The organism is Prevotella sp. S7-1-8 (assembly GCF_000758925.1).
Classification (GTDB): Bacteria; Bacteroidota; Bacteroidia; order Bacteroidales; family Bacteroidaceae; genus Prevotella.
Genome location: NZ_JRNC01000031.1, coordinates 1 through 18,788 on the forward strand (window position 1 = coordinate 1; position 18,788 = coordinate 18,788).

Sequence of the window (18,788 nt, forward strand, 5' to 3'; positions counted from 1 at the left end):
AATAAGCGCAAAAAGGGCATGTCGCGTAACGCAAGACGGTGTCTGCCGTTCCAAAACGAGACTACCGCAAGCATCGTTTTTCGTGACTAATATCTTACAATACAAATGCTTGAGCACATTCCAAGGTGCTCAATATAACGAGACCAAAATATACCGAAAGCACGTCAAGCTGCGTCTCTCGCCATCGATGTGGGTAAAAATGGCCGCCCCAAGACAACCTGCGTCTACCGAGCGCCATATTGAGCGAGCTGCGCTTTAGCCTTGGAAACCAGAAGTTTGTTCTGCCCATCATCTTTCAGCCGGACAGCCTTTGAGAGAAAAAGTTGTAGGTATAGCTTGGCTTTCAAATCGTTTTTTGAGGCTATGTACATCTGTGCCGCATTGTAGTAGTTGACGGGTGTGTCTTCATCATCGTACAAAAGACTTAGTTCGAAAGCTCGCCCAGCGGCCTCGTATTGGCCGTGCTGAAAATGTAAATCAGCCATCTTCTTGTATATGTCGCACATCCTTGCCCTCGGCGTGGCGGTCTCGATGGCACGATTGAAATGCTCCAGCGCCAAGGAGTCCATGTAAAGCTCTTTCTCGACCAATGCCAAACGGTAGAAACACGTGGCGTTATTATCTTTGAACTTGGAGGCTCGGGTTAGATGGTAGTGTGCTTTGGGATAGTTGGCATACTGGGAAAAATGCTCATAACAAAGACCAAGTACGAAGTTGGAAATAAAATTGTCATAGCCTTGAGCTATCAACTTATTGTACACAGGAATAGCCTCATCGTACCTGAACTGCAAATATAACGAATAGGCGTAGGCTTTGTTCACGTACAGATTGGAGGAGTCGCATTGGGTGATATAGCTTTTTGCCACAGCCTCCGCCTTGCCGGGCATGTTGTTGTCATTGTAATAAGTGGCAAGCGAGCCAACAATCTCGCTGTCGTATGGGTATGTAGCCACGATGCGGTCGCCCCAATAAGCCGTTTTGTCCTTGTCGCCCATATCTAACATGCAGTAATAGTACATACGCATATCCTTGTGGTTCACACTATCCCGCGGTATGTTGTCGAGGCATGACACGCAAGCCATATTGTCGGCGGATTGGCGATAACACGAAGCCAACTGTCTGCGCACATCCATATTCGAAGGATTGAGCGCAATGCTTTGTTGGTAATATCGCGTGGCATGGAACACGTCATACGCGCGCATGCAACTATCGCCCTTATGTTTGAACATAGCCCAATCATTATCAGCATGCGCGAAAAAAGGAGCCATGAGGCTGAAAACTGTGATTAATAAAAAGTATTTCATTGGCGATTTGAATTAACAGTTTCTATTGCGAAGGAAATAAAAACTTGATACTGACAAAGACAAAGTTAACGAGAAAAAATGATAAAGAACAATTTTTAGAAAAAAAAACATGTTTACAAAACAACTTTATTGGTTAAAAATAGCAATGGACAGGATAGCTTGAGGACTGTCGCGAAACGTGCCCAAAAAGCGCAAATAGACGACCGACCATTCTCAACGTGATTGTCCATCAATATAGTTTCATCAAAAAAAACATGCAATACCAAGCTACACCCTCGTTCCGGATTGATGTCTGAACAAAATTTTTCGGCTGCCGCAAATTCGATTATTATAAATATTGTGGGGTTTATGGCACTGGAAGTCAAACATAAAAGGAGAGAAAAAACAAACGCATAAGTGTTGATTTGCCTTATAAAAATAACAGATTAAAAATAAGGTTGCCGTTAAATTTTATTTAACGGCAACCTTATCCATACACGATACCTAACGCTTATTGTTTGTTGACGGTCTCGATAAGCTCGTCCACAGTCAACAACAACTGTTCTCCCGTGGCCATATTCTTTAGCGTAACCTTGCCCTCCGCCATCTCGTTATCACCGGCCAAAGCCACATACGCTATATTTTTGGTATTGGCATAAGTCATCTGCTTTTTCATTTTGGCCTTGTCGGGATAAATTTCCGTGCGTATTCCGGCAGCTCTCGCCTTGGCCACCAAAGGCATGCAATAAGCCGTTTCCTTGTCGCCAAAATTGATAAAAAGCAATCGCGTGGTTGCCACGGCATCCTTGGGATAAAGGTCAAGCGCGTTGAGCACGTCATAAATGCGGTCGGCGCCAAACGATATGCCTACACCGGAAAGGCCCGGCATGCCAAATATACCGGTGAGATTGTCGTATCGGCCACCGCCAGTGATAGAGCCCATAGGCGTGTCAAGGGCCTTAACCTCAAAGATAGCGCCCGTGTAATAATTCAACCCGCGAGCCAAGGTGAGGTCCAACTGTATTTCGTTGTGAAGGCCAACTGCCTGTAATGTGCTCAGGATAAAACGCGATTCTTCCACCCCTTTCAGTCCTGTTTCCGATGTTTTAAGAACTTCCGCGATGGTATCCAATTTCTCATTGTTGCTTCCTTGGAACGCAATGATAGGCTGAAGGCGCACGATGGCATCCTCGGCTATGCCGGCATTACGCAATTCCTCGTTGACATTGTCAATACCAATCTTGTCCAATTTATCTATAGCAACAGTGATATCGATGATTTTCTCGGACTCGCCAATAACCTCTGCAATGCCGGTAAGTATCTTTCTGTTGTTGATTTTGATTTGTACGTTGACACCAAATTTTTGGAAAACAGTATCGACAATCTGCATCAACTCCACTTCGTTGAGCAGAGAGTCGGAGCCAACGATATCCGCGTCACATTGGTAAAATTCGCGATACCGTCCTTTTTGTGGTCGGTCAGCGCGCCAAACTGGTTGGATTTGATAACGCTTGAATGGCATTTGGAGTTCTTCACGATGCATCACCACGTATCTGGCGAAAGGAACCGTGAGGTCGTATCGCAAGCCCTTCTCGCACAATTTGGTCTGAAGATACAGCGTGTTGCGCCCTTGAAGCTCCTCGTCCGTGATACCTTTAAAATAGTCACCAGAGTTCAACACCTTGAAAAGTAGCCTGTCACCTTCCTCTCCATATTTGCCCATGAGGGTGCGAAGCGTCTCCAAAGCCGGTGTCTCTATTTGTTGAAAACCGTATAAAGCGTAGACTTCTTTGATGGTGTCGAAAATATAATTGCGTTTGGCCATCTCGTCAGGGCCAAAATCTCGGGTGCCCTTAGGGATGGATGGTTTGTTGTTTGCCATACTCTTTGTTATTTCCTTATGATGGTTTGACTTCTATCCGGACCTATAGAGACGATGGTTATAGGTGTCTCCAATTGTTCCTCGATAAACTTGATATAATTGCTGAACGCTTTGGGGAACTCTTCTTCGCTCGTGAACCTGGTCATGTCAGTCTTCCAACCCTCCAACTCTTCGTAGACAGGTTTAACGTTGTTAATGTCGTATGGGAAATCAGGGGTGGTGCTACCATCGGGCAATTCGTAAGCCACGCATGCCTTGATGGTGTCAAAATCATCAAGCACATCACTCTTCATCATAATCAACTGGGTTACGCCATTCACCATGACGCTATATCTTAGTTGCACGAGGTCTACCCATCCACAACGGCGTTCGCGCCCCGTCACCGCTCCATACTCATGGCCAAGGTCACGGATGCGCTTTCCGGTATCGTCGAAAAGCTCTGTCGGGAACGGTCCTGAACCTACGCGTGTACAGTAAGCTTTCATAATACCAAGAACGTTTCCGACCTTGTTCGGACCAATTCCCAAACCCGTACAGGCACCGGCGCAAATGGTGTTACTTGAGGTTACGAATGGATAGCTACCAAAATCAACATCGAGCATGGTGCCTTGCGCTCCCTCGCAAAGAATGGATTTGCCATCTTTGAGAGTCCTGTTCACCTCATGCTCACTATCGACTATCTTGAAACGGCGGAGAAACTCGACACCCTCCATCCATGTTTTCTCCGTCTCCTCAAATCCGTCAAAATCAGTCCAACCCATCGATGAGAGCATTTTCATGTGACGTTCTTTATGTGCCGCATACTTCTCTTCGAAACCTTCTAAAATGTCTCCTACGCGCAACCCGTTGCGACTGACCTTGTCTGTGTAGGTCGGACCTATGCCTTTGCCGGTCGTGCCCACCTTGGCCTTGCCTTTCGCGACTTCCAACGCACGATCCAATATGCGATGGGTAGGCATGATGAGATGCGCCTTGGACGAAATGTGCAGACGGGATTGCAACTCATGGCCACTCTTTTCCAAGTCTTTGGCCTCATTCATAAACAAGTCTGGAGCCAGCACCACGCCATTGCCAATGATATTGATCTTGCCTCCTTGAAACACGCCAGAGGGGATGCTGCGCAAAACATACTTCTGCCCTTCGAACTCCAAGGTGTGCCCAGCGTTGGGTCCTCCCTGAAAACGAGCTACCACATCATACTTCGGAGTAAGCACGTCCACAACCTTACCCTTACCCTCGTCACCCCACTGCAAACCCAGCAGGACATCCACTTTCCCGGTATTCATAAGCTATCTATATAATTATTTGTTGTCCGATTTAGTTTTGTTTCTGATGGTTCTACGTCGAGTCAACCGTGATTGACAACTGCTGCAAATACCATAAATATAGAGCGTGAAGCCCTCTTTTCTGAAACGCCGCAAGCGAGCGTTTCTAATGCTATCCTCCACGTCAGGCAATGTCACCTCGTTCACTTTGCCACATATGGTGCAAATCTGATGACTGTGCGAGTCGTTCCTTAACGCAGCTTCATATTTTGTTTTGTCTATGAGCTTGTGACGCACCACAAGGTGTATCATTTGAAACAGTTTTAAGGTGTTGTAAAGCGTGGCTCTACTCACCACGAACTTTTCATTAGAGAGTCGGTCGTTTAGCTCTTCAACCGTGAAATGCCCGTCAATATCATAGATGGCTTCCAAGATGGCATATCGCTCCGGCGTTTTTCTTCCAGCCGTGACATCTAAAAAATCGTCCAATATCTTTCGGGCGTTACTGAACATCTTGTTTTTTACCATCGTCTCAATAGACCCTTGGCCCAAATATATAGGTTCCAACTCTCACCATCGTAGACCTGCATCTCACGGCTATCCTATAATCGTGGCTCATGCCCCACGACCGTTCGCGAAAATAATCAGCGTCAGCGAAATAATCACGCTTTACCTCATCAAAAAAGTCCGCAGATTGGTTCATCTCCGCCGCGATTTGGTTTTCGTCGTCCACATTGCTGGCCATCATCATCAAGCCGCATATCCGAACGTTAACCAACTGTTTCCATTCGCCCGCTTTCAACATGTTTCGACAGTCGTCTATGGAGAAACCATATTTTGTCGCCTCCTCCGCGACATGCAACTCAAGCAGCACGTCTATGACGCGTCCGCACTTGGCAGCCTGTTTGTTGATCTCCTTCAGAAGTTTAAGGGTATCCACGGCCTCAATCATTGAAATGTAAGGAGCGACATATTTCACCTTGTTGGTTTGCAAATGTCCAATGAAATGCCACAATATATCCTTCGGGAGCTCTTCCGCTTTAACTCGCAACTCCTGCTCATGGCTCTCGCCAAACATGCGCTGTCCAGCTTGATAGGCAGCCTCTATATACTCTTTCGGATGAAATTTGCTCACGGCGACAAGGCTAACGCCTTCCGGAAGATGCCCAAGAACTTTACATAAGTTTTTAGCAACATCAACCTTCATCACTCCGTTCCTTTCCCTTTTTGTGACTGCGCTTCGTATTCCGGAACGTCGTTCGCTTTCTCTTTTGTCATATTGTCGGCATGCAAGAACACATCCATGAACGATGTCTCGGCAATCGAGGCTATCACATAGTCGATCATCGTTCCACCCATAACCTCTTCTATGCTTTTCACCGCTCCCGGCAAAGAAGCGGCCTGAACCAAATAGTTCACCGTGGAACGCTTTTCCTTTTCCGTTTTTTCATCAATGGTGATAAAAGACAACTTGGCTCTATACCACTTGTCCGCCGAGGCGCTGTCACTGAAAAATATCTCATGGTAAGGCGCGGGCTTTATTCCGGCAATCTTAAAATCGCCACTGATATAAGCCGACATTTCTTCAATGAGCGTGCTCTCCGCCTCCGTGAAACTAAGGGCGTCTACAACATACTGCTCCACTACGGATTTTTGTGACCCATCCTCCTGTGTCTTGTCATATTTTATTTTGGTCTCAAACCAATCTGATGTCCTGGATTTCATGTTGTATTCTATAAACAAAATAATATTATATAATAAAATTAACCTACACTCCTCTAAACAAGTTGTCCAACACACGATATGTGTAAGCAGCCCTATCGTGGATGGTCAAGTCGCTACGCAACCTGTTTCTCAAATCCACCAACTTCGAGACGGCGCCTTGATAGTTTTCCGGCGTAACACGCTCGCTCATCTTTTTAGCCACCGCCACCTCAAATCCAAAATATCGCATCAACATGTCCGCGAACTGATTGCGCTGCATTTCAGTGATGTCTTTAAGTTGGTGGTTAAGCTTGTTTTTAGCCCTGAAAATAGTAAACACCAACTCGTCAGGCTCTCCACCGCGTTGCCCATGATTGTAACGTTTCTCGTAATCGAAGTAACAATCACAAAAACCATTCTCCGCAAGAGACTGCAACTCTTCCTTGGCAGGATTCAACACGCGCCTCGTGAAGTCGCTGAATTTATTGTAATTGTTTTCCAATCGCAGCATTTTCCTGAAATCCAACGTTTTTATTCTTGTTCCACCTTTGTCAAGCCAACTTTCTATAAACATGTATATTCGCTGCGTGTACCGATTACGACACGCAAACACAATCTGCTTTCCCAGCCTATGGTACCCCAAATCGAGCGACACCAAACGCTGGGCCACGGTGCGATCTATTTTCAACAGCGCATACTTTTCATACAGCCCTGTGTCTTTAGGAATATACACGTCGCACAAGTTGGTCACTTTAAGGTAACTGCGCCCATCCGTGGTTTTATAAGGTATCTCCACCGGAATGGCTGCGAGCATTTTCAAACTTTGACGCAATTGAGGGTAATGGTTTGGGTCAACGCCCAATGTTTTAAACAGCGTCTTGATTTCAAGCCGGCCATCATTGTCAAGCTCCACATCCGAAAAAATGCCCGGTTCCATCTTCTCTTTATTAAGAATCTTATGAAGCTTGTTCTGCATGAACTCAACGATCGTGACGAGTATCCTGATCTGTATCAGCGAATAGTCGTGCCTCATCATGGTTACCGCTATGGGTTGAAGCAGCCATGTCTCTTCCTCCACGGGTATAAGCTCCGTGGGGATATTGCGTTTCACCTCGCGCTTTTTCCCCTTACCGACACCGGCCACAGCCTTTGTCGTCTTGGTTGCCCTCTTAGTTGCCGGTATTGCTGTCGATATTTCTTCTGCCATCAAATAGATATTTTTTAGCGGCTTTCCCTTTTGTGATGCTTACAAAGTTAAGATTATTTTTCGGTTCTGCCAAAAGTTGCGATAAATAAAAAAACGAAAACACGACCAAGCGTTTCCGACACTTTTCTCCATTAACTATCGCGCGCCAAGTCTCCCACCGCGCACCCGACCTCTCACCGATCGCACGCCGTCCTTATCACAGCCGACATCGCGCGCCAACCGAAAACGCAACATGGCAACAGGCCTCGTCGCGTTTGTTAATTTCAAGGATAGTTTTAACAATCAGCCATGCAAAATTGTGAGTTTGTTTCCAAGCTAAAGAGATTCCGTTGGACCGCAAGCGTAGCAAGCCACGTGACAAACCGAACTTGCGTTTTGAACTTAAGGAAACGCAAAGACAACAAGACTTAATTGAATTTTCTCACATTATTACATAAGTTTGTAATTTTCCGGGCCGTCCTTAAACGACATTCCCAAACACTTGGCTGTGTTTGGGAATGCAAGATAGTATCACGTCGTACGGCTTTATTCTGCCGCCGCGCCCTCAGCTTCAGTTTTGGCGCCCTCAGCTTCCGCCTTAGCGGCGGCCTCCTCGGCAGCCTTAGCCTCTGCTTCCGCTTTAGCGGCGGCCTCTGCCTCTGCCTTCGCGGCAGCCTCGGCAGCTTTCTTGTCCGCTATTTTCTTGGCGATGGCCTCGTTCACACTCTTCTCTTGTTCCAACGCCTTCGCAGCCAAGTCTCTACGGCTCTTGGCATTCGCGTCGCGCGCCTCTGTCAGTTTTTGTTCTTTGCTCGCTTTCCATGCGTCAAACTTTTTCTGACATGCGGCCTCGTCAAAAGCGCCTTTTTTTACACCGCCCTTAAGGTGTTTCATCATGTACACACCCTCTTGTCTAAGAATGTTACGTACGGTGTCGGTAGGCTGCGCGCCTGTTTCTACCCAATAAAGAGCGCGCTCGAAATTCAAATCTACGGTTGAAGGATTGGTGTTGGGATTGTAAGTGCCAATCTTCTCTGTAATTTTACCATCGCGTGGAGCTCTTACATCCGCGATAACGATTCTGTAGAACGCATAGTTCTTACGACCGCCTCGCTGCAATCTGATTTTTGTTGCCATTTTGTTTTTAAATCTTTTATATAAGGTTTGAATTATGCCTCCATCTCGTGGAAGCGACCGCAAAGTTACCACTTTTAGTTCATTGCCAACCTCACATCGCCTATTTTTCTCCGCCAAATTAAGGAATATTAAGAAAACGCTTTTGCCCTCATCACGCCACGCCGACCTACGCCTGTCGTAGAAAATTATGTTAAATCTATCCAAAAGACATATTTTACAAAATTATATATCTAAATTTACGCGATTTTTCAGTACAAACATCATTGTCAAATATGAAAACAAGACATTTAACATTGGCCACATGCCTCATGGCTGGCATCTTCTTTACGACCTCTTGCGTGGGCACATTTTCCATGTTCAACAAGTTGGCGTCATGGAACAAAAACGCCACAGACAACAAATTTCTTAACGAAATTATCTTTGTCGTCATTTCTCCAGCCTATGCAATAGCCGGAATGGCGGACATGTTCATTCTCAACGCCATCGAGTTTTGGACCGGGGACAACCCCATGGCCATGAAAGTGGGTACTGTCAAGCAGGTGATGGGCCAAGATGGAAAATACTATGCGGTAACCTACAAAGCCGACGGCTACGACATCAAGCTCCCCACCGGAGAAACGGTCTCTTTCGTTTACGACAAGAAAACAGACGCTTGGTCGCAAATTCAAAAAGGCAAGAAAACCGAGATATTTCGTTTCAACAGTGATGGCACCATCCAAGCCAACCTCCCTGACGGAACAAAGCTGAACGTCACACCCGACGAGGCCGGGCTGTACCAAGTGCGCATGGCCATGAACGACGGGAGGTTCTTCGCCGCAAGATAAATCCAAGAGGGCGGCATACACCATTCCGCGGCATAACCCGCAAGGCTACAAACGGCCCTCATGTCGCCCAAACAAAACCTTTACGTCAAAAAAAACATCCCAAAGCGCTTTGGTTCGCATGGGATGTTTTTTACCTTTGTCCCCACTTTTTACACGGCGCTCGCCACGCGCCAAGGCGTACTCGCGCCGCCACGCATCCGCGTTGAGAAGAAAAACACACCAACAAACATAACAAAGCACCCCCGAAACAGTTTATGAGCGAGAACAAGATGAGAAAAAAAATCAGCCTCGGGTTCGTGGCCGTATTGGTCTTTACAGGTATCATGGTTAGCTCCATGATCAGGCATTCCGCCCAAATCAGGGAGCGCGACCGTATCATCGCCATGCGCCATCAAGCCGAGCACGACTCAATTATGGCACAAGCGCTCAGAGAGGCCGAAGCCGAACGAGCTTCGAAAGACAGCCTTCGAGGCACCATTACCGACACCACCGGCAACGCGATGCCCGGCGTCGTGGTAAGCGACAGCTACAGTTGCACCGTGACCGACTCCGCAGGGCACTATGCCTTGCGCCGAAACCCCAAGGCCCGGTTCGTCTATTACACCGTGCCCGACTATTGCGAGGTGCCCACGCACGCCCCCAACGACCATACGGCATGTTTCTACAAGGCCATCAACGCCAACGACTCCATCTATGATTTCACGCTCACAAGGCTCAAGAACGGCAAGGAGGTTGACCATCGCATGATAATTATCGGCGACCCGCAAGCCACCAATGTCATCAATCCCTACTACACAGGACCTAACGACAACTTGGTGGAGAAATCGGACGTGGCGCGCTTCACCGACGAGACGATAGCCGACATCAGGCACACCATCGACTCGCTGCCGGCCGAGACGCCCATTTATGGCATATCCATGGGCGACGACGTGCAGTATTACGGCGGGTACAACGACTCGCTCGAGCTACAGATGCGCCAAGCCCTCGGCTCCACCAAGATGACCGTTTTTTCCGTTATCGGAAACCACGACCAAGATGGCAAGCGTATCTATGCCGAGAAATGGGAACAAAACTGGGGTCCCACCGATTATTCTTTCGACCGAGGAGACGTGCATTATGTGTGTTTCAATGATTGCAACTTCTATCATGGCGCGCTCTATTACTCACCGGGCGAGCCCACCGACGAGCAGATGGAATGGATAGCCCAAGACCTTGCCTTAGCCGACACCAACAAGAAAGTGGTGCTCTGCTACCACATTCCGCTAACGTTTGGAAACAGCCCCAGCGGCGCTGCCGTGCCTTTGCGAGCGCCCACCGAGCGAGGACATTTTTACTCCTCACGCCTCAAAACGCTGCTTGCGTTGCTTGAGCGGTTCAAGGGTGGGTACGAGTTATTCTGCGGTCATACGCATTTCGCGCTCAATCACGAGATCGACATCGATGGGCATCACGTGCTTGAGCACTGCCACGCCGCCGCTTGCGGAGCCATCTGGCAATCCAACATCAATATCTGTGGCACGCCAAATGGCTATTATATCTACCAATTCAAATCGAGCAACCTTACAAATTGCAGGTACAAAGCCACGCTATTGTCGCCGGCATTACAAATGACACTTTTCAGGGCAGACGCTAATTATAACAAGGAGAGCTATGCCAAAGACTGGAAACTGCCCACAGACAGCGGCGTGGTGGTGGCCAACGTGTTCAACGCCGACTCGCGATGGAAGATTGTAGCCATCGAGAATGGCGTAGAACATCCCATGACCCGTATCAACAGCAAGGGGCAAGACGCTTTCGCCACAGGCTACCATCACCAGTACAGCCAGTCTGTCAGTTATTGGTTTGTAAGCAAGCACAATGGCTATCTCATCATGAACCACCTCTACTATTACAAGCCCAAGTCACGACGCGACGGCATTGTCATCAAGGCCACCGACCCATATGGCAATGTGTACACCGCAAGAAGCGTCGACATCATACAAGAGCCGTTCTACAATTTTGCGCACTATTACAAGAAAAGAAAGTGAAACCCATCCGCCCATACACACTCACGCCGCAACCGCGCCAACAAATTTGGCGCGGCCCTCTCGCCCCAACCATGTATTCCCAACATATCCTTGCACTTGCCATAGGAAAGCTGTGACATGTTGGCATATCGCGATCTTGCAAAACATTATAGAGGTTAGCGCTAAAAATAAACTTTTTCAGCTTTTGAGTTGACATAACAAAAAACAGCCACGACGTAAAAAACAGGGTCGCAATTTGTCACGTTTCGCCATTACAACATATTATTAAACAATGTCATGAATGTCGTCGTTAAATTGTGAATCGCAACGAAGAGGAACACGCGCGGCCGAGGGAGCGTAACATGATGATCAAGCCCAAACCATGCGATGTACTGTGCACACGTACATATAGCGACGGTGAGACAACAAATTAAAAATATGATGAAATAACTCAACAACACCTATTGTCACACCTCATTAACGCCAAAAGCCAAAAAGTTCTTCTGAAAAACCCCAAAAAAGACATCTAATATAACGCCCTGCAATACAGAATATTACAACGAACTTAAAATACACAGGAAGCCATAGTCGCTTCTTTCGCTTGCCATTAACGCTTAATCGCCGCACAATTAAGCATTAGTGAGCGCATGATCAGCATGCATCGGCGGATTCATTGACGCCCAATTGTCACACGATTAATCACCAATTGTCATGCCACGCGCTCAGCAACACATGTTCAGCGAGCGCATGGCAACCAAAAATCAAATGTTCCCGAATATTTCCACTCGATTTGAAAAAATAATATTTGACAAATATTTTAACAAGTCATGGAGTTCTTGGCAATTCATTAACAGCGTTTCTCGTTTTTGCCATTGACACTCATGACTTGTTGTTGGAAATATATGCCTTGTCCACCTGACTTGACCACCAGGCATATATGAAAGGTGGGCATTCTCGTATTTTTTATAATTTGTTGGCCAAGGCGTTTTTAAATACCCCATTTATCGTTATCTATCTTGCCCTCCACCTCGTTTTCTATATTGTCTGGCAGGTTGCAGAAGAAGTCAATGCCCGTCCTTCGTTCCAACTCATCTATGGTGATGTATTCTGGCACGCTTTTCTCCTCGTGCGGAGACCATACGCCCAAGGCCGAATAACTGTTAGAAGACTTGCTGTAATAAAGCAGCGCCATATAGAAATATTTGGGTACGATAAGTTCCGACTTGGTATATCCTTTGATGTTTCCCGGGTCGATTGTGGCCGCTTTCACAACGTACAAAGTGTCTTTGGAATCTTTTCCCTGTGGCGCCCACGTGCCTCTTACCTTGCCTTCCAGTTTGCTCCATACGCCTGCGTTATGGTTCTGTATCTGTGGTTGCATGTTGGACATGTAGAACGTCTGTGAGTTTTGTTCTTTTGAGCAAAGTCGATCTCCTGATGGACACAGGTGCCCGCGGCTGTAGCCAGAGCCACTATATTTATTAGGAGAAACATTATAGGCAGATGGAATCTTGGGGTCTTCCATAAAAATGTTCTTCCTTTCCACGTTTTTTTGCAAGTTATTGGCATACATTTGATAGCACGACCATCTGTTAGCGCGCAGTTTGCCATCCCACTCTATCGAATAAGTGATACCATAATCGGGCGTGGAGTGAGTCACTTCAAAAGTAATGTCAGAACCTTGGTACAATTTTGGGAATTCCAATCGCCAAGCCTCCGGGTTTTTCCGCAAGTCTATTTCGTTATTTTTGTTGACATTAGCGGCGTCGGGAACAATTGAAGGTTGGTTGCTCCAAAAAACGACATGGTGTATCTGGGAGTAAAGAAAATCTACCGAGCCATCTCTCTTGGTGTATATTTTGATAGCCAAAGAGTCGCCACTTGGCGTGAAAATCACTCGCGCGCTGTCTTGCGCGTCCTTGTCATAGTTGAAAGCGACACCAGTTTTCAATGTCACGCTCTTAACCATTTTGCCAGATTGAGCAGTGGCGTTGAAAGCTATAAATATGGCGAATATAAAAAGCAATTGTCTTTTCATGTGTTCTATATAATAATAGGTGGTATAAACAAAAACTATTTTATGTATTTTTTCCCGTTAAAGATGTAAATGCCCTTCGACATTTTTTCGGGCGAAACGCGTCGTCCAGTAATGTCGTATATGATGGCATGGCTCTGCTTATTGTAAACAAGCGCGCCGATCCCTGTCGTGACTTTGCTTATGGGCAAGAACTTCGCGGCAACATCCGCCGATGGGTTTCCTTGTCTCGCCAAAGCCTCATTGTACACCAAACTTAGTTCGTCGACGCCATTCGTCGTGGCGTTTGCGATGCCCGAAAGGTTGTATGCGCAGCTGGCCTCCAAGGCGTCAATACGGGTTATATTAAAGGTATTTGCGACATTAACATTCCCTGTACCGTCGTTTCCCATGTTTGCGTCCTGCATTTTCACATCTTTGATAGTAACCCAATCGGCGTAATGCTTAGACCACTCCGCGGCCTTGATGACTGTTGGCTCGACGTTTAACTCGGTAACAGGTTTGGCGATGGCAAGTAGATTGGTGTTGGTTTTGTCTGTTGCTACCATGACCGGCATATTGCCCACCATCATTTTTTTACCAGTTATGTAGCCCGCCACATGATCGTTGTATGCCATTGTGGGCGTCTTGTCAAACTGATAGAAGCATATGGCACCCGTCTTGTCACGCAAATAGGCCGTGGAGCCATGTACGTATGTCACACGAGCGTTCATGTCATTGCTTAAATAGAGCGTTCCTTCCTTGCCATTAGGCAAAGCCACGAATTCCGCGACGCTATTAACCTTGGCCATTTCCTCTTCGCGAGGATTTATCGTGCCACCGCCTTCGCCATATACTATTTGAATAGACTTGATATAGATGGCTTTTGAGGATTGTTGCTGAAAGGAAAGCGTAATCTTTCCAGAAGCGTTGTCGGTGAACGATGCCGACGATGGAGAATCCGTGAGTTTGTATGCCGTGCCAAACGTCGAGTTTCCCACTGTCACGGAGAGTGTGGCGTCGATACCTTTCGCGCCGCTTGTGTTTACTATTATCTTCGATACTGGGCCTTTGATGTCTGATGTGGAAAGCGTAATGGTCTTCGCCGGCTTATTGGCGCTACCTATTTGTTGGCCTTTGGTTACATGGTATCCCCAATAGCCTGCGCCTGTAGCGGTGACTTCCCAGTTCACGTCGCTTAACTCAAACACGCCATCGCCTTTAAGTGTCGTGGCATCGAACACATGTCTGTATTCGTTTGCCGACGCAGCCGTCGAAATTAATGCCAGCAGCGATAAGATTGTTAGTCGTAAGTTTTTAATCATGTTTGTTTGTGTCGTTAAATTATTAGTGATATTACATCAAAACGAAAATCAAGTGTGCAAATATACGCATTAAATATGATTTATATGTAGAAAAACATGACATTTTCGTGTATATATCATGGTTACAATATTCTTTTGCCGTTTTCCTATCGTTAAGTGAGATAGGTTAATACGAAAGGAGGGTATGTTCCATAGCCCCCTGATGAGTTTCAAAGTTATGCAGATTTTACAACCAACATGTTTTCTGGGATTTTCACTTCGAATGTCATTTACAGGCATTTCATGCCGTTAAGTTTGTTCATCAAGATAATTTGTCCGCGTTTTTCAGGCGGATTTTCAATGCTTTCCAGAGAGGCTGGCCGCCTTGTGAATTTGTCATGGGCTTCGCAGTCTGAAATGGCGCCGCCAAAGCCTTGTGGCAGATTGCGGACAATATTTATATTTTTACACTGCAGGCAGCCAAAACGAACATTGTTATCCGTGACGCAAACACAACCCTTTGATGTCCGCGGAGTGGTTTGATATAAAAAGACAAAACTATCCTGAACGCCATTTCCTGCCCGCCCGACGCCGTTGCCAAGGTGGCGCGTGGTACAAAGGCACAGCGGATGATAATATTTTTTGATAAGAGAACTATATTTACGCTATTTGATCGCGTGTGCAAAATTTAAGAGTTTTTTGAAAAACATTCGATGAGGCGTGTGCAAAAACTCCACATGACCCATGTTTTCCAACCAAGGCCATCTTGTCATCTTGGGGAAATATACAACAGCATGGTGGCTTGGCGCATAGGATATGGAAAGATGAGCACAACGCAATAAAGGTATAACAAAATCATCGTGATATTCATAAAAACATTAAACAAATCTTAGAAAAAAAATATCGAAAATGTTGGAAAATAAATTTAACTTTATTATCTTTGCGATATGTTCTTACTAACGATTCAAGATCCTTAAGTCATGGCAAAGTATAACATTACGGAAATAAAAGAAAAAGAGGCCTCGTATAGGACTTTGGTAAGTCCACAGATGATGGATGAGCTCGAAGCGCGCATCAACGATGTTATCATTATCCAAAAAAAATATCGTGACAAGAACTATTCCGCCAAACGTCTTGCTGAGGATTTGGGCACCAACACTCGGTATATCTCGGCCGTCGTGAACGTAAGGTTCCACATGAATTACACTTCTTTGGTCAATTATTATCGTATCAGGGAGGCTATGACGCTGTTGGTAGATAAACGCTACAGGGATTTGACCATGGAGGAAATTTCCGACACGGTGGGCTTTTCCAATAGGCAATCATTTTATGCCTCATTCTTCAAGAACACCGGAATGACACCACGCGAATACAAAATGAAGCAAATGGAGTGCCACCCCGTGCTCCAAGACAAACCCAAAAAACGCGGCCGAAAGCCAGGTTCCAAGAATAAAACAAACAGAGTTTGGGATAACCGTAAATAGCGACGCAAGCATGTTTAATGTTTTTTGTTTGAAAAAACATCACGAAACGTTTGGCGATACAAAAAAAATCCGTTACCTTTGCAACCGCATTTCAAAAATGCAACGAAGTTGACAAACCCTTCGGAATGGAAGTTTGGGTGAGTGGCTGAAACCAGCAGTTTGCTAAACTGCCGTGCGCGTTAGCGTACCGGGGGTTCGAATCCCCCAGCTTCCGCGGATGTCACAACTTCAAATGGTCGATTCATCTAATGGTTAGGATACAAGATTCTCAATCTTGGCATAGGGGTTCGATTCCCCTATCGACTACAAAATAAAATCAAATAAACCTTGGATAGTCTGTTCCAAGGTTTTTTTTGTGCACCGCAGTCTCCTTTGTTTCGTTACCTTGTAAACTCCATCATTGGGCGAATGGACAATCTCAAAAATCTTAAACTTTTAATTTTCAAAATAGATTTTTTGCCGAAATTTTGTTCAAATTCGGCTTTTGCGCGCAATTTTGTCAGTGTATTTCTTATGTTTTTATTCGATTTTTACATCTAACTTTTGTATTTTTGCACAACTATATGAAATTTAGTATGTGAACAAATGAGAAGAATTTCCATATATTTGTTGATGGTTGTCACCATGTGTTTCGCTATGGAGGCAATGGCACAGTCTGGCCAATGGCGTGATATGTATAAAGCGAAAAAGAAGGATACCATCTTCGGCATTGCCAAAAAGTATGGAATATCCATGCCAGAGCTGATAAATGCCAATCCTGATATGAAAAGCGAGGGCTATGAGCTGAAAAAAGGTGACATGGTGTTCATTCCATATAGCAGGCCCGCGGTTCAATCCACCCCAAAAACGAATGCCTTGAAAGTGGGCGTAATGCTGCCCCTGCACAATGTTGATGGAGACGGAAGGCGCATGGTGGAATATTATCGTGGCTTTCTCATGGCATGCGACGACTTGCGCGCAGCTGGTTTGTCCGTTGATGTTCATGCGTGGAATGCAAACATTGACACGGACATTTCCCATTTAACCAAGGAGGCCGAGGCTGCCCAATGCGATATTATTTTCGGGCCGCTCTATAGTCATCAAGTGCATGGATTGGCCGAATTTTGCAAGGCGCGCAATATCAAGATGGTGATACCATTTTCCATCAATGGCGACGACGTGGCAAGGTATCCACAGATTTTCCAAGTTTGGGAGTCGGCGGACAAGCTCAATAATGGTGCGATCGATGCCTTTATGCGTCATTTTCCTAATGCCAACGTAGTTTTTATAGACTGCAACGATGTCGCTTCTCAAAAAGGAATTTTTACGTTTGCCCTACGCAACAGGTTGGAAAACGAAAACATACACTACAAAATAACAAACTTGAACAATAGCGAGACCATGTTTGCCAAAGCGTTTAGCGTGACTAAGCCCAATGTTGTCATTCTCAACACAGGGCGCTCGCCCGAGTTGAATGTGGCAATAGCCAAGTTAGAATCTCTAAAAAATGCCAATCCGAGGTTAAAGATTTCACTTTTCGGTTATACGGAATGGCTGATGTATACGGAAAACAACACAGAGCGTTTCCATCGTTTTGACACCTATATTCCCACACATTTTTACTACAATCCGTTGGATGGCAGAACACGTCGTTTAGAGCAAAACTATCGTCGATGGTTCAGGCAGGACATGCAGGCAGCTTTGCCACGGTTTGCTATCATGGGCTATGACCAAGCGCAGTTCTTCTTGCGTGGCATGAAAAAATATGGCAGGAGCTTCGTAGGGAGCAAGGAGCAAAATTCTTATACAGCCTTGCAAAATCCGTTAATTTTTAAGCAAGTAGGATCTGCCGGCATGCAAAATGATTTTTTCCAGCTCATACATTTTATCCCCGGAGGCGGTATAGAATCTATCGTTTATTAACCCATGACCAAGCATCTCATCATCACACTGCTATTTTTTACGCCACTCGCTGTTTTCGCACAGGTGGGCGAGCGCCGCAATACCTTTTCGGTGGGCGTGAATGGAGGCTATAACCTTTCCACCATTCGGTTCACGCCAAAGGTTGTACAGAAGATGAAAGGAGGTTTGTCCGGTGGCTTTTCAATGCGCTACACGGTCGAAAAGTATTTTGCCACCATCGCTTCCGTAGCAGTAGAGGTCAATTATGGGCAGATGGGTTGGAGCGAGGACATCCGCGACAAGAATGACCAGCCTGTTATCAACGGGGCGACAGGCCAGCCCGAGGAGTACAGTCGCGCCATTAATTACGTGCAAGTTCCTTTCTTGGCACATTTGGCATGGGGCAGAGAAGAGCGTGGCTTCAATTTCTTTTTAAACGCCGGACCACAATTCGGATGGTATCTAAACGAGAGCGCCAAGAGCAATTTTGAATTGGCGACCCGTAACATGGCCGATCGGGCCAATACCATCGTGGCGCAAGAAACCATGGCTGTGGAGAATAAATTTGACTATGGCATTACCGCTGGTTTGGGTTTGGAATACAGCCATCCGCACATGGGACACACCTTGCTTGAAGCGCGTTATTACTATGGATTGGCAAATATTTATGGTGATTCCAAGCGAGACTATTTCGGGTCGAGCAATTTTGGAACCATCACGCTCAAGCTATCCTATCTTTTCGACATTACTCGATACAGGGGAACTCACAGCAACCAGTCGCGCCGGCACTAACCATTGAATGACATATTAAAATTATA

Annotated in this window: 15 protein-coding genes and 2 tRNA genes; 7 read left to right on the plus strand and 10 right to left on the minus strand. The window is 46.1% G+C overall.

Annotation, left to right across the window (positions count from 1 at the left end; all coding sequences use genetic code 11):
* Nucleotides 1–224 precede the first annotated feature (224 nt).
* From HMPREF1640_RS04440 to HMPREF1640_RS04475, 8 genes are all read right to left on the minus strand, one after another.
* A complete protein-coding gene (locus HMPREF1640_RS04440; RefSeq protein ID WP_156098714.1) occupies nt 225–1,229 on the minus strand; it encodes a hypothetical protein in 1,005 nt (334 codons plus the stop codon).
* Nucleotides 1,230–1,794: 565 nt separating this feature from the next.
* Complete coding sequence (hisS, locus tag HMPREF1640_RS04445; protein WP_036892785.1) at nt 1,795–3,165, minus strand: histidine--tRNA ligase; 1,371 nt, start codon at nt 3,163–3,165, stop codon at nt 1,795–1,797.
* An 8-nt stretch (nt 3,166–3,173) separates the two neighbouring features.
* Nucleotides 3,174–4,451: an adenylosuccinate synthase gene (locus tag HMPREF1640_RS04450; protein ID WP_036892786.1), complete on the minus strand. Its 1,278-nt coding sequence runs from the start codon at nt 4,449–4,451 to the stop codon at nt 3,174–3,176.
* Between the two features lie 15 nt (nt 4,452–4,466).
* Nucleotides 4,467–4,958 carry a Fur family transcriptional regulator gene (locus tag HMPREF1640_RS04455; RefSeq protein WP_036892787.1) on the minus strand — a complete coding sequence of 164 codons (492 nt, stop codon included), beginning with the start codon at nt 4,956–4,958 and terminating at the stop codon, nt 4,467–4,469.
* A gap of 4 nt (nt 4,959–4,962) precedes the next feature.
* On the minus strand, nt 4,963–5,637 hold the full coding sequence (locus HMPREF1640_RS04460) for a YggS family pyridoxal phosphate-dependent enzyme (RefSeq protein ID WP_036892788.1): 675 nt from the start codon (nt 5,635–5,637) through the stop codon (nt 4,963–4,965).
* Nucleotides 5,637–6,155: a DUF4494 domain-containing protein gene (locus HMPREF1640_RS04465; protein WP_036892789.1), complete on the minus strand. Its 519-nt coding sequence runs from the start codon at nt 6,153–6,155 to the stop codon at nt 5,637–5,639. The genes HMPREF1640_RS04460 and HMPREF1640_RS04465 overlap by 1 nt, the downstream gene beginning before the upstream one ends.
* A 43-nt stretch (nt 6,156–6,198) precedes the next feature.
* Nucleotides 6,199–7,341, minus strand: a complete 1,143-nt coding sequence (locus HMPREF1640_RS04470; protein WP_036892790.1) for a replication initiation protein — start codon at nt 7,339–7,341, stop codon at nt 6,199–6,201.
* A gap of 525 nt (nt 7,342–7,866) precedes the next feature.
* Nucleotides 7,867–8,457, minus strand: a complete 591-nt coding sequence (locus HMPREF1640_RS04475; protein WP_036892884.1) for a 30S ribosomal protein S16 — start codon at nt 8,455–8,457, stop codon at nt 7,867–7,869.
* A 272-nt stretch (nt 8,458–8,729) separates the two neighbouring features.
* Here HMPREF1640_RS04475 and HMPREF1640_RS04480 point away from each other — a divergent pair, with 272 nt between their 5' ends.
* Both HMPREF1640_RS04480 and HMPREF1640_RS04490 read left to right on the plus strand, forming a co-directional pair.
* Nucleotides 8,730–9,281, plus strand: a complete 552-nt coding sequence (locus tag HMPREF1640_RS04480; protein ID WP_036892791.1) for a DUF3332 domain-containing protein — start codon at nt 8,730–8,732, stop codon at nt 9,279–9,281.
* 269 nt (nt 9,282–9,550) lie between these two features.
* Complete coding sequence (locus HMPREF1640_RS04490) at nt 9,551–11,308, plus strand: calcineurin-like phosphoesterase family protein (RefSeq protein WP_197051484.1); 1,758 nt, start codon at nt 9,551–9,553, stop codon at nt 11,306–11,308.
* 967 nt (nt 11,309–12,275) lie between these two features.
* On the opposite strand, the gene HMPREF1640_RS04495 is transcribed toward HMPREF1640_RS04490, so the two are convergent.
* Together HMPREF1640_RS04495 and HMPREF1640_RS12540 are read right to left on the minus strand one after the other, a co-directional pair.
* Complete coding sequence (locus HMPREF1640_RS04495) at nt 12,276–13,325, minus strand: DNA/RNA non-specific endonuclease (RefSeq protein ID WP_036892795.1); 1,050 nt, start codon at nt 13,323–13,325, stop codon at nt 12,276–12,278.
* A 35-nt stretch (nt 13,326–13,360) separates the two neighbouring features.
* On the minus strand, nt 13,361–14,626 hold the full coding sequence (locus HMPREF1640_RS12540) for a hypothetical protein (RefSeq protein ID WP_156098715.1): 1,266 nt from the start codon (nt 14,624–14,626) through the stop codon (nt 13,361–13,363).
* 959 nt (nt 14,627–15,585) lie between these two features.
* Here HMPREF1640_RS12540 and HMPREF1640_RS04505 point away from each other — a divergent pair.
* The 5 genes from HMPREF1640_RS04505 to HMPREF1640_RS04525 all read left to right on the plus strand — a co-directional run bounded on the left by HMPREF1640_RS04505 (nt 15,586) and on the right by HMPREF1640_RS04525 (nt 18,762).
* Nucleotides 15,586–16,089, plus strand: coding sequence for a helix-turn-helix domain-containing protein (locus tag HMPREF1640_RS04505; protein ID WP_036892797.1), 504 nt, complete (start codon nt 15,586–15,588; stop codon nt 16,087–16,089).
* 127 nt (nt 16,090–16,216) lie between these two features.
* Nucleotides 16,217–16,303, plus strand: a tRNA-Ser gene (locus HMPREF1640_RS04510).
* Nucleotides 16,304–16,323: 20 nt separating this feature from the next.
* Nucleotides 16,324–16,395, plus strand: a tRNA-Glu gene (locus HMPREF1640_RS04515).
* A 279-nt stretch (nt 16,396–16,674) separates the two neighbouring features.
* Nucleotides 16,675–17,991 carry a LysM peptidoglycan-binding domain-containing protein gene (locus HMPREF1640_RS04520; protein ID WP_052051703.1) on the plus strand — a complete coding sequence of 439 codons (1,317 nt, stop codon included), beginning with the start codon at nt 16,675–16,677 and terminating at the stop codon, nt 17,989–17,991.
* A gap of 3 nt (nt 17,992–17,994) precedes the next feature.
* Nucleotides 17,995–18,762 (plus strand): porin family protein, encoded by a 768-nt coding sequence (locus HMPREF1640_RS04525; protein ID WP_036892799.1) that lies wholly within the window; start codon nt 17,995–17,997, stop codon nt 18,760–18,762.
* The last annotated feature ends 26 nt before the right edge of the window (nt 18,763–18,788 follow it).

Coding starts and splice junctions, on each gene's coding strand:
- HMPREF1640_RS04460 (WP_036892788.1), bottom strand. CDS start 5,637: ATGAAGGTTGATGTTGCTAAAAACTTATGTAAAGTTCTTGGGCATCTT.
- HMPREF1640_RS04520 (WP_052051703.1), top strand. CDS start 16,675: ATGAGAAGAATTTCCATATATTTGTTGATGGTTGTCACCATGTGTTTC.
- HMPREF1640_RS04455 (WP_036892787.1), bottom strand. CDS start 4,958: ATGGTAAAAAACAAGATGTTCAGTAACGCCCGAAAGATATTGGACGAT.
- HMPREF1640_RS04450 (WP_036892786.1), bottom strand. CDS start 4,451: ATGAATACCGGGAAAGTGGATGTCCTGCTGGGTTTGCAGTGGGGTGAC.
- HMPREF1640_RS04495 (WP_036892795.1), bottom strand. CDS start 13,325: ATGAAAAGACAATTGCTTTTTATATTCGCCATATTTATAGCTTTCAAC.
- HMPREF1640_RS12540 (WP_156098715.1), bottom strand. CDS start 14,626: ATGATTAAAAACTTACGACTAACAATCTTATCGCTGCTGGCATTAATT.
- HMPREF1640_RS04525 (WP_036892799.1), top strand. CDS start 17,995: ATGACCAAGCATCTCATCATCACACTGCTATTTTTTACGCCACTCGCT.
- HMPREF1640_RS04475 (WP_036892884.1), bottom strand. CDS start 8,457: ATGGCAACAAAAATCAGATTGCAGCGAGGCGGTCGTAAGAACTATGCG.
- HMPREF1640_RS04480 (WP_036892791.1), top strand. CDS start 8,730: ATGAAAACAAGACATTTAACATTGGCCACATGCCTCATGGCTGGCATC.
- HMPREF1640_RS04440 (WP_156098714.1), bottom strand. CDS start 1,229: ATGTTCAAACATAAGGGCGATAGTTGCATGCGCGCGTATGACGTGTTC.
- HMPREF1640_RS04470 (WP_036892790.1), bottom strand. CDS start 7,341: ATGGCAGAAGAAATATCGACAGCAATACCGGCAACTAAGAGGGCAACC.
- HMPREF1640_RS04465 (WP_036892789.1), bottom strand. CDS start 6,155: ATGAAATCCAGGACATCAGATTGGTTTGAGACCAAAATAAAATATGAC.
- HMPREF1640_RS04505 (WP_036892797.1), top strand. CDS start 15,586: ATGGCAAAGTATAACATTACGGAAATAAAAGAAAAAGAGGCCTCGTAT.
- HMPREF1640_RS04490 (WP_197051484.1), top strand. CDS start 9,551: ATGAGAAAAAAAATCAGCCTCGGGTTCGTGGCCGTATTGGTCTTTACA.
- hisS (WP_036892785.1), bottom strand. CDS start 3,165: ATGGCAAACAACAAACCATCCATCCCTAAGGGCACCCGAGATTTTGGC.